This window comes from Zavarzinia aquatilis (genome assembly GCF_003173035.1).
Taxonomy (GTDB): domain Bacteria; phylum Pseudomonadota; class Alphaproteobacteria; order Zavarziniales; family Zavarziniaceae; genus Zavarzinia; species Zavarzinia aquatilis.
On record NZ_QGLE01000006.1, the window covers coordinates 262,757 to 272,323 of the forward strand.

Consider the following 9,567-nt stretch of genomic DNA (forward strand, 5'->3'; position numbering starts at 1 on the left):
GGCCGTCAGCGCCCCTCGCGCCACCAGGCGCCGAGCAGCAACCCGAGGGCGAGCAGCAGCGCGAGGGCGGCCGGCAAGAGGGAGACTTGCGTCACCGCCGTCACCTCATAGGCGCCGTTGCGGCGCAGGCCGATCCAGCCACCGCCAGCGGCGGGGCGGTCGGGATCGACCCGGCGCAGCTCGGGCACGCCGTCTTCCGACAGGAAACGGGTGCTGCCGCCACTCGCCCGGGCGAGGGGGGCGAGGGTGTCGATGGTGGCGCGGACATCCGCCATCTCGCGCCCGCCGGTATCGCCGACCGCGACGCTGACCACCCGCGTGCCGTCCGAGATGTGCCACAGGCCGGCCTCGTCGGCGGCGACGCTGGCGGTCGCGATGCCGTCGTCGTGATCGGTCAGGCGGATGTTGCGGCTGCGGCCCGACGGGGCCTCGACATCGACCGGGGGCGGTTGCGGCGTCAGGCTGCGCCGCTCGATCGTGATGGTGTCGCCCGCGACATGGGCCCGCAGGTCTTCTTCCTCGAGGTCGGGTTCCTGCATCGACCAATGGGCGATCCGGCGCAGCAATTCGGCCTGCGGCCCGCCGCCCTCGAAACCGCGCTGCCACAGCCAGGCCTCGTCCGAGGCGAGCAGGGCGACCCGGCCCCGGCCCACCCGGTCGAGGATCAGCAGGGGGCGGTCGCCGGCCCCGGTCATGACCGTGGTGCCCGATCTCGCCTCGAGGTCCGACATGCGCAGCCAGCGGCCCCAGGCCGGCTCCCCGCCCGGCGGCCCCGCGCCGGGCAGATCGGCGGTTACCGGATGGCGGCGGCCGGCGGCGGTCAGGGCGGGACGGAACGCGGCGTCGATATCCGGGCCGCGCGGCCGGGCCGGCAGCACGTCGGACAGGATGCCGGCGAAGAGGCTCAGGGGTTCGTCCGCGTCGGGGCTCGCCGCGATCATCAGGGCGCCGCCGTTGCGGACATAATCGACGACATTGCCGAGATAGTTGGACGGCAGGATGCCGCGCTGGCGATAGCGGTCGAAGATGACGAGGTCGAAATCCGAGATTTTCTCCTCGAACAATTCGCGGGTCGGGAAGGCGATCAGCGAGAGTTCGTTCACCGGGGTCGCATCCTGCTTCTGGGGCGGACGCAGGATGGTGAAATGGACGAGGTCGACGGACGGGTCGGACTTCAGGATGTTGCGCCAGGCCCGCTCGCCCATATGCGGCTCGCCCGAGACGAGCAGGACGCGCAAGCGGTCGCGGATGCCGTTGATCGAGACGATGGCGGTGTTGTTGGCCGGCGTCAGCTCGGCCGGGCCGGGGGCGACGGCAATCTCGAAGATGTTGGGGCCGCGCTTCTTCGGCGTCACCCCGATCGTCACCGGCGTGCCCACCGGCACCTCGCGCGTCACCGGCGGGCGGCCGTCGGCGGCGATGGTGACGCGGGCCGGAATGCCGGCGATGCGCTCGCCGGCTTCGGCATCGTCGACGCGCAGGCGAATGGAGACTTCCTTGTCGATGACGGCATAGGACGGCGCTTCCAGGATGGTGACCCTGCGGTCGCGCTCCCCCGGCTTTCCGGTCGCGAGCAGGTGGAAGGGCGCGGCGAGGCCGGGCGGCGGGCTTTCGGCGTCGGTGGCGCGGCCGTCGGACAGGGCGATCACCCCGGCCAGCCGGTCGCGCGGAATATCGGCCAGCGCCTGGCCGACCGCCCCCATCAGCAAGGTGCCGACGGGATCGGCGCCCACGCTCACCTCCCGCAGCTCGATGCCCTGCAGGCGGGCGAGTTTCTGGCGCAGGGCGGTCAGGGCGGCCTCGGTCTCGGCCGGGCGGGTGCCGATCTGCTGGCTGGGCGAGCGGTCGACGGCGAGCAGCAGGATATCGTCGAGGGGGCGGCGCTTCTCCTCGCTGGCGATCGGGTTGACCAGCACGGCGAGCAGGGCAAGGCCGAGCAACAGGCGCAGGAAGGCGCCCCGCCCGCGCCGCCACAGCGCCAGCCCCGTCGGCACGGCAAGCAGCAGGGCCGCGGCCGCGATCAGCCACAGGGGCACGAGGGGGGAAGCGTCGATGCCGATGCTCATTGCCCCAGCCTTTCCAGAAGCGCGGGGACATGGACCTGATCGGCCTTGTAATTGCCGGTCAGGGCATAGAGCACGAGGTTGATGCCGAAGCGCAGCGCCATCTCGCGCTGGCGGCTGCCGCCCGGCTCCAGCGCGGCGAGGGGGCGGCCCTGCTCGTCGGCGGCCCAGGCGGCGGCCCAGTCGTTCGGCCCGATGACATAGCCCGAGACCCCGTCATTGGCGGGGGAGGCATTGGCCTCGACCCAGACCTGCCCGCCTTCGTAGCGGCCGGGGAAATTCTGCAGCAGGTAGAAGGATTTGGTCAGCACATGGTCGGCCGGCACGGGCACCAGCGGCGGAACGTCCAGGCGCGACAGGACGAGGCGCAGGGTCTCGTCCCCGGCCGAGCCGGCGCCGCCGGGCAGGGTGCCCGTGCCTTGCGCGATGTCGCGGGTATCGAACAGCACGACGCCGCCCGCCTTGATGAAACCGTCGAGCCGCGCGATCGCCTCCGGCCCCGGATCGAAGCCCGCCACCATCGGCCAGTAGAGCAGGGGATAGAGCGCGAGTTCGTCCGTGCCGAGGTCGAGGCCGACCGGCGCCCCCGGTTCGACCGAGGTCCGTTCCTTCAGCGCGGCGGACAGGCCGCGCAGGCCCGCCTCGCTCATCTCGTCGGTCGCGGCATCACCGGTGACGACATAGGCGAGGTGGATGTCCGCCGCCGCCTCCGCCGCCTCCATCGCCCGGGCCCGTTCGACCGGCTGGGCGAGCACGAGGGCGAGGGCGCCGAGGGCGGTGGGCACCAGCCGTCCCGTCAGGCGCAGCGCGACGAGAATGTCGAAGGCGAGCAGGGCGAGAGCGGCGAGGATCAGCCAGGGGCCGAGAGCGACGGCCGCCGCGACCTCGGGCAGGGCAACGGTGACGCCGGCCATGTCGGGCAGCGGCGCGAGACTGTCGAGATCGGGCGACAGGTTCAGGGCCTGACGGGCGGCGGGGTCGCCGTAGAAGCCGGGCGGGCTCTGCGGTCCCGCCGGGGTTTCGGCGATCCGGTTGGCGGCGACAGGGCCGGCCCCCTGCGCCACGGCGCCCAGTTGGCCAAAGCCGTCGAGACTGGCGAGGGGCGGCAGGGCGCGGTTGCCCTCGATGGCGCCGCCCTCACCCTCGGCGAGGCTGGTGATCCGGCGCAGCAGGTCGACGAAGAGACCAGAGAGGGCGAGGCTCGACCAGTCGGAATTGGCCGAGGTATGGACGAGGACAAGGAGGCCGGCGCCCCGCCGCGCCCCGGTGATCAGGGGCGTGCCGTCGGTCAGCCGGGCCCAGGTGCGGGCATCCAGCTCCAGCGACGGCTCGGCCAGGACCTGACGGAAGACCTTGACCTCCGGGCTGGGCACGAGGCCGGCAAAGGGACTGTCGGCGGCGAAGGGGGCGATGCTGGCAGGCTCGGTCCACGACAGGGCGCCGCCCAGCGCCCGGTCGCCGGAGCGGATCGCGACCGGCAGCAGATCGTCGGCCGAGGCGGCGAAACGCGCCCCGGCGAAACGCAGCACCACGCCGCCCTTGTCGATAAAGGCTTCGAGCGCCGGGCGCTGGGCGGCCGGGACATGACCGATGTCCGGCAGCACGATCACCGAGGGCGGCGCCTCGAGCAGGCGGGCCAGCGGTGCCCGGCGCACGTCGGCGAAGGGCGAGAGCGCGCGTTCGAGGAAATAGGCTTCCGAGACCAGGGGGCGCAGGGCCTCGTCCCCGCCCTCGAAGGCGAGACCGACGATGCGGCGGCGCCAGCGCCCGTCCATCAGGCGGGTGGCGGCGGCCGAGGCTTCCTCGGGGATGTCGATGCGGACGGCCTTGTTGCGCAGCTCGGGCGGCAGGTCGATGGTCACGCTGTGGCCGGCTTCGTCCGGTCCGATCTCGGTCACCTCGCGGCCGAGCACCTGACCGCTGTCGCTCCGCGCGACCAGGGTCAGGCGGCGCGGGCCGTCGGCCTCCGCCCGGGCGACGTCGACCGCCAGTCCCTCCGCCACGAGGCGCGGCGCATCGAGGGCGAAGGCGGCGTGGCCGGGGCCGAGGGACAGGCGGGTGACCGGGCCGAAACGGCGAAGCGCCCCGGCCAGCGTCTCGGCGTGGCCGTCCTCGAGGCCGTCGTCCAGCCACAGGCTTTCGCCGACGGCATCGTCGGGCAGGGTCTCCAGCGTCCTCGCTGCCGCCGCGCGGTCGACCGGCCAGGGCTTGGGCGACAGGGCGGCGACGGCACCCTTCAGCTCGGCGTAAGAGGTCAGGGCCGGGGCCGGGCGGGGGCCGGCGGCATCGGGTGCGGTGGTCAGCAGGCGGACCGGGCGCCCGGCGCTTTCGGCGGCCAGGATGCGCGGCTCCAGCGCGGCGATCCGCTCCCGCCAGTGGGAGGCGGCGGCCCAGCCGTCGTCGATCACGATCAGCAGGGGGCCGCTGCCACCCGCGGCGCGCGATGGGTCGAGCACCGGCCCGGCGAGGCCGATGATGACGAGCCCGGCGAGCAGGAGGCGCAGCAGGATCAGCCACCAGGGCGTCCGCTCCGGCGTTTCCTGACGCTGGGGCAGATCGAGCAGCAGGGCGAGGGCGGGAAAACGGGTCTGGCGCGGCGCGGGCGGGGTGAGGCGCACCAGCCACCAGATGACCGGCAGCGCGGCGAGACCGAGCAGCAGCCAGGGGGCGGAAAAGCCGAGGGCGCCGAGACCAGCCATGTCAGCGCCGCCCGAGATCGGCGAGGGCGAGGAAGAGGGCGAGCAGGGTCGCCGCCGGCGGCTGGTCGACCCGATGGCGCATCACGCCCCAGCCGATGCGCCGCGCTGTATTTTCGATGGCGTCGTAATGGGCGGCGAGGCGGCGGCGATAGGCCTCCGCCAACGTTTCGGCCCGGCCGACCAGCAATTGGCCCTCGCCCTCGGTGCCGATGAAGCGATTGCGCCCGGCGAAAGGGAATTCCGCTTCGGCCGGATCGAGGATCTGTACCAGATGGCCCCGGGCGCCGCGCGCGGCGAATCCCTCGATCAGGGCCTCGACCTCGGCCTCGGGGCGCAGCAGGTCGCCAATGATCACCACCCGGCAATCGCGCGGCAGATCGGCGAGAGGGGGCAGGCTGGCGGGTGACGGCTCGGGCCGGGACAGGATTTCGGCGAGGTTCAGCAGCCAGGGCCGCCCGGCATGGCCCGCGCTGCCCCGGCCGATCAGGCCGACCCGCTCGCCGCCGCGCAGCAGCAGCGAGGCGAGGGCAAGGCCAAGCAGGGCGGCGCGGTCGGCCTTGGTCGGCAGGCCCTTGGCGCTGGAAAAATCCATCGAGGGCGAGCGGTCGATCCACAGGAAGACGGTCTGCGCCGCCTCCCATTCCCGCTCGCGGACGAAGGTGCGGTCGCCGCGCGCCGACTGGCGCCAGTCGATGTCGCGGATTTCGTCGCCGGCGCGGTAGGGGCGGAACTGCCAGAAACTGTCGCCCATGCCGACCCGGCGGCGGCCATGCACACCCTGTTCGACGGTCGCCGCCACCCGCTGCGCCTCGACGAGGAGCGGCGGCAGGCTGGCCCCGAGGGCTTCGCCGGAAAGCGCGGAAACGGGCACCTTGCGGAATGCTCCCTAGCGCAGCGGCTCGACCAGCCGCTCGATGACATGGCCGACGGTGACGCCCTCGGCGCGCGCCGCGAAGGTCAGGGCCATGCGGTGGCGCAGGATGGGCGCCGCCAGGGCGACGACATCGTCTTTCGAGGGGGCGAAGCGGCCGTCGATCAGCGCCCGCGCCCGGCAGGCCAGCATCAGCGCCTGCGCCGCGCGGGGGCCCGGGCCCCAGGCGATCAGCCGGGTCAGGTCGGCCCGCCCCTCGCCGCCCGGCCGGGCCGAGCGGACGAGGTCGAGAATGCCGTCGACCACCGATTCGCCGACCGGCAGCCGCCGCACGAGACCCTGCGCCTGCGCGAGTTCCCCCGGCTCGAGCACGCGGCGGGCGGTGGCGCCGCCGGCCCCGGTGGTCGCGATCAGCATCTGCCGCTCAGCGGCGCGATCGGGATAGTCGACGTTGATTTCGAGAAGGAAACGGTCGAGCTGGGCTTCCGGCAGGGGATAGGTCCCCTCCTGCTCCAGCGGGTTCTGGGTGGCGAGGACGTGGAACGGCCGGGGCAGCGGATGGCGCTGGCCGGCGATCGAAACCTCGCCCTCCTGCATCGCCTGGAGAAGGGCGGACTGGGTGCGCGGGCTGGCGCGATTGATTTCGTCCGCCATCAGCAGCTGGCAGAACACGGGGCCGCGCACGAAGCGAAAGCCGCGGCGGCCGTCCTCGCCCTCTTCCAGGACTTCGGAGCCGAGGATGTCGGCCGGCATCAGGTCGGGGGTGAACTGCACCCGCCGCTCTTCGAGGCCAAGCACGGTGCCCAGCGTCTCGACGAGGCGGGTCTTGGCGAGGCCGGGCACGCCGACCAGCAGGCCGTGGCCGCCCGCCAGCAGGGTGACCAGCGCCTGTTCGATCACGATCTCCTGACCGAAGACCATTTCGCCGATGGCGCTCCTCAGGCTGCCGAGTCGCGCCCCCAGGCGGTCGATTTCCTGAACCAGAGCCTCGCGGCCATCGCTGACGTTCGCCATTGTGCCCACTATATTGAGGAAGGACCGGAACGAGGCTAACCCGAAAACGGGCAGCGCCACCAGATGGCCGCATGATTGTGTCAGGAACAGGGGCTCATGGCAGCGAGCGACGACAGGGGAAGACTACCGGACGCCCAGGGGCTGGCCGCGGCGGCGCGGGCCGCCGTCGGCGAGGCCGGGGGCGGCAAGCGCGGCCTGCCGCCCATTCACCTGTGGAATCCGCCGTTTTGCGGCGACATGGACATCGAAATCCGGCGCGACGGCAGCTGGCACTACATGAAATCGCCCATCGGCCGGGCGCCCCTCGTGCGGCTGTTCTCGACCATCCTGCTGCGCGACGCGGATGATGATTATTACCTGGTGACCCCGGTCGAGAAGGTGCGAATCCGGGTGGTCGACGCCCCCTTCCTCGTCGTCGCGGCCGAGATCGAGGGGGAGGGCGAGGCGCAGGTGATTCGTTTCCGCACCAATGTCGAGGATGAATTCACCCTCGACGCCGATCACCCCCTGCGGGTCGAGATCGACCCTGTCACCGGCGAGCCTTCCCCTTATGTCCGGGTGCGCGACCGGCTGGACGCGCTGATCAACCGGGCGGTGTTCTACGAACTGGTCAATGCCGCGGTCGAGGGGGCGGTGGGCGAACTCGGCGTCTGGTCGGCGGGGCGCTTCTGGTCGCTGGGCCGGCTGGACGGCACGGCGGCGGGGGACGCGGCATGACCCCGGTCGATATCGCGGCGCGCCTGCGCCATCAGCTCGATCCCGCCGACTACGGCCCGGTGTCGGTGCCGCGGATCGGCGATTTCGACCTCAATCCTGATATGCGCACAATCGTGCCGGCGGGCCGCATCCTGCGCCCGGCCGCCGTCCTGGTGCCGCTGGTCGAGCACCCTTCCGGCCTGACCGTCCTGCTGACCCGGCGGACCGATCACCTGAAGAACCATGCCGGCCAGATCAGCTTTCCCGGCGGCCGGATCGAGCCGGGCGACCGCGACCCGGTCGCCGCCGCCCTGCGCGAGGCCACCGAGGAAATTGGCCTCGGCCCGGATTACGTCTCGGTCGCCGGGTTTCTCGATGCCTATGAGACCTCGACCGGGTTTCATGTCACGCCGGTGGTGGGCTTCCTCACCCCCGGCTTCAGCCTGAGGCCCGATCCGGGCGAGGTGGCGCAGATCTTCGAGGTGCCGCTGGACTTCCTGATGGATCCGGCCAACCGCCAGCGGCAGAGCCGGGAATACAACGGCGTGCAACGCTATTTCTATGCCATGCCCTATGGCGAACATTACATCTGGGGCGCGACCGCGGGGATGCTGGTCAATCTGGCAACCCGCCTGGGGAAGGTCTGACATGGGCCGCATCATCCTGCTTTATCTGGCGGCCTTCGCCCTGCCCTTCGTCTCCTACCTCATGTGGCTGCGGTTCGAGCGCTGGCGCGAGCGCCTGCCGCCCGAGAAACGGCCGCTGCCCTGGGTGCCGCTGGTCGCCATCGCGCTGATGCTCGCCATCATGGTCACCCTTGGCCTTGCCTTCCTCGGCGGGGAGCCGGCGGGCGGCCGGTATATTCCAGCCCATATGCAGGACGGAAAGCTGGTTCCCGGCCGGATCGAGGCCGGCCCCCCGTGACGAGGGCGCTGCCCGCGCGGCTGCCCCCCGGCGGCTGGCGCCAGTCGGCTCCGGTCGCCGCGGTCGTCGCCGCGCTCTCGGCCGGGGGCGCGTGCTGTCGTTTCGTCGGCGGCTGCGTGCGCGACGCGCTGCTGGGCGAGGTGCCGGCGGATATCGACATCGCCACCCCGCTCGAGCCGAAGGCGGTCATGGCCCGGGCACGGGCCGCCGGCCTCAAGGCGGTGCCGACCGGCATCGACCACGGGACGGTCACGGTGATCGCGGACCATGTCCCGGTCGAGGTGACGACCCTGCGCCGCGATGTCGAGACCGACGGCCGCCACGCGACCGTCGCCTATACCGGTGACTGGCGCGAGGACGCGGCGCGGCGCGATTTCACCATCAACGCGCTTTATGCCGATCCGGACGGCGCGCTGTTCGATCCCGTCGGCGGACTCGCCGATCTGGCCGCCGGGCGGGTGCGCTTCATTGGCGACGCGAAGGCGCGCCTCGCCGAGGATTATCTGCGGGCACTGCGCTTCTTCCGCTTCCATGCCCGTTTCGCGCAATGTCCGGCCGATGCCGCCGCGCTCGGTGCCATCGCCGCGGCGCGGGCCGAACTGACCCGCCTGTCGGCCGAACGGGTGGCGGCGGAGCTGCTGAAGACCCTGGCCCTGCCCCGGGCGGCGGAGGCTGTCGGCCTGATGGCGGACTGCGGCGTGCTCGCGGTGCTGCTGCCCGAGGCGGCGGATGGCGCCCGGCTGGCCCGGTTGCTGCCCCTGTCGGGCGACCCCTTGCTCCGCCTTGCCGCGCTGCTGCCCGGCTTGCCACTGGTCGGGGCCGAGGTCGCCGGCCGGTTGCGCCTGTCCAACGCGCAGAAAGCGCGGCTGTCGGCGGCGCTGGTGGCGGAGGCCCTGCCGGACGATGCGGCGGGTCTTCGCCGGCTGATCGCCCTGCACGGCCGGCAGGCGGCGGAGGACCGGGCCCTGCTGGCGGGCGACCCTGTGCTGGCGGCGCGGATCGCTGCCCTCGACGTGCCGGACTTCCCCCTGAAGGGCGGCGATCTGCTCGCGCTCGGGCTGGCGCCCGGCCCCGCGGTCAGCGCCCTGATGAAGGTGCTGCTGGACTGGTGGCTGGCGCAGGACCCGCCGCCCCTTCGCGAGGCCTGCCTGTTGGAGGCGAGGCGCCGGCTCGGCGTCTAGGTTCTGTACCCATAAACGGGATTCCCAAAGAAGCGGAGCCGTGATTCAAACTTCCTGATACAAGGGAGTTCGCTCATGGCCCGCTTCGATCTGTCGGACAAGGAATGGTCGATTATAGC

General features: G+C 72.3%; 8 protein-coding genes. 4 read left to right on the plus strand and 4 right to left on the minus strand.

Going from position 1 to position 9,567, the window contains the following annotated elements; genetic code table 11:
* Nucleotides 1-5 precede the first annotated feature (5 nt).
* The 4 genes from DKG74_RS12565 to DKG74_RS12580 are packed head-to-tail and all read right to left on the minus strand — an operon-like array spanning nucleotide 6 to nucleotide 6,647.
* The gene (locus tag DKG74_RS12565; protein ID WP_109906256.1) at nucleotides 6-2,066 is read right to left on the minus strand and encodes a hypothetical protein; all 2,061 of its coding nucleotides are present in this window, start codon (nucleotides 2,064-2,066) and stop codon (nucleotides 6-8) included.
* Entirely contained in the window at nucleotides 2,063-4,762 is a 2,700-nt protein-coding gene (locus DKG74_RS12570) for a DUF4159 domain-containing protein (protein WP_109906258.1), read from the minus strand. The genes DKG74_RS12565 and DKG74_RS12570 overlap by 4 nt, the downstream gene beginning before the upstream one ends.
* A gap of 1 nt (nucleotide 4,763) precedes the next feature.
* The gene (locus DKG74_RS12575; RefSeq protein WP_109906260.1) at nucleotides 4,764-5,633 is read right to left on the minus strand and encodes a DUF58 domain-containing protein; all 870 of its coding nucleotides are present in this window, start codon (nucleotides 5,631-5,633) and stop codon (nucleotides 4,764-4,766) included.
* 15 nt (nucleotides 5,634-5,648) lie between these two features.
* Entirely contained in the window at nucleotides 5,649-6,647 is a 999-nt protein-coding gene (locus DKG74_RS12580) for an AAA family ATPase (protein ID WP_109906262.1), read from the minus strand.
* Between the two features lie 96 nt (nucleotides 6,648-6,743).
* Between DKG74_RS12580 and DKG74_RS12585 the strand changes: the two genes are divergently transcribed.
* The 4 genes from DKG74_RS12585 to DKG74_RS12600 are packed head-to-tail and all read left to right on the plus strand — an operon-like array spanning nucleotide 6,744 to nucleotide 9,448.
* A complete protein-coding gene (locus DKG74_RS12585) occupies nucleotides 6,744-7,364 on the plus strand; it encodes a DUF1285 domain-containing protein (protein WP_109906264.1) in 621 nt (206 codons plus the stop codon).
* On the plus strand, nucleotides 7,361-7,990 hold the full coding sequence (locus DKG74_RS12590; protein WP_109906266.1) for a CoA pyrophosphatase: 630 nt from the start codon (nucleotides 7,361-7,363) through the stop codon (nucleotides 7,988-7,990). Before DKG74_RS12585 ends, DKG74_RS12590 begins: the two co-directional genes overlap by 4 nt.
* Before the next feature lies 1 nt (nucleotide 7,991).
* The gene (locus DKG74_RS12595; RefSeq protein WP_109906268.1) at nucleotides 7,992-8,267 is read left to right on the plus strand and encodes a DUF6111 family protein; all 276 of its coding nucleotides are present in this window, start codon (nucleotides 7,992-7,994) and stop codon (nucleotides 8,265-8,267) included.
* Nucleotides 8,264-9,448, plus strand: a complete 1,185-nt coding sequence (locus DKG74_RS12600) for a CCA tRNA nucleotidyltransferase (protein ID WP_243404116.1) — start codon at nucleotides 8,264-8,266, stop codon at nucleotides 9,446-9,448. The genes DKG74_RS12595 and DKG74_RS12600 overlap by 4 nt, the downstream gene beginning before the upstream one ends.
* The last annotated feature ends 119 nt before the right edge of the window (nucleotides 9,449-9,567 follow it).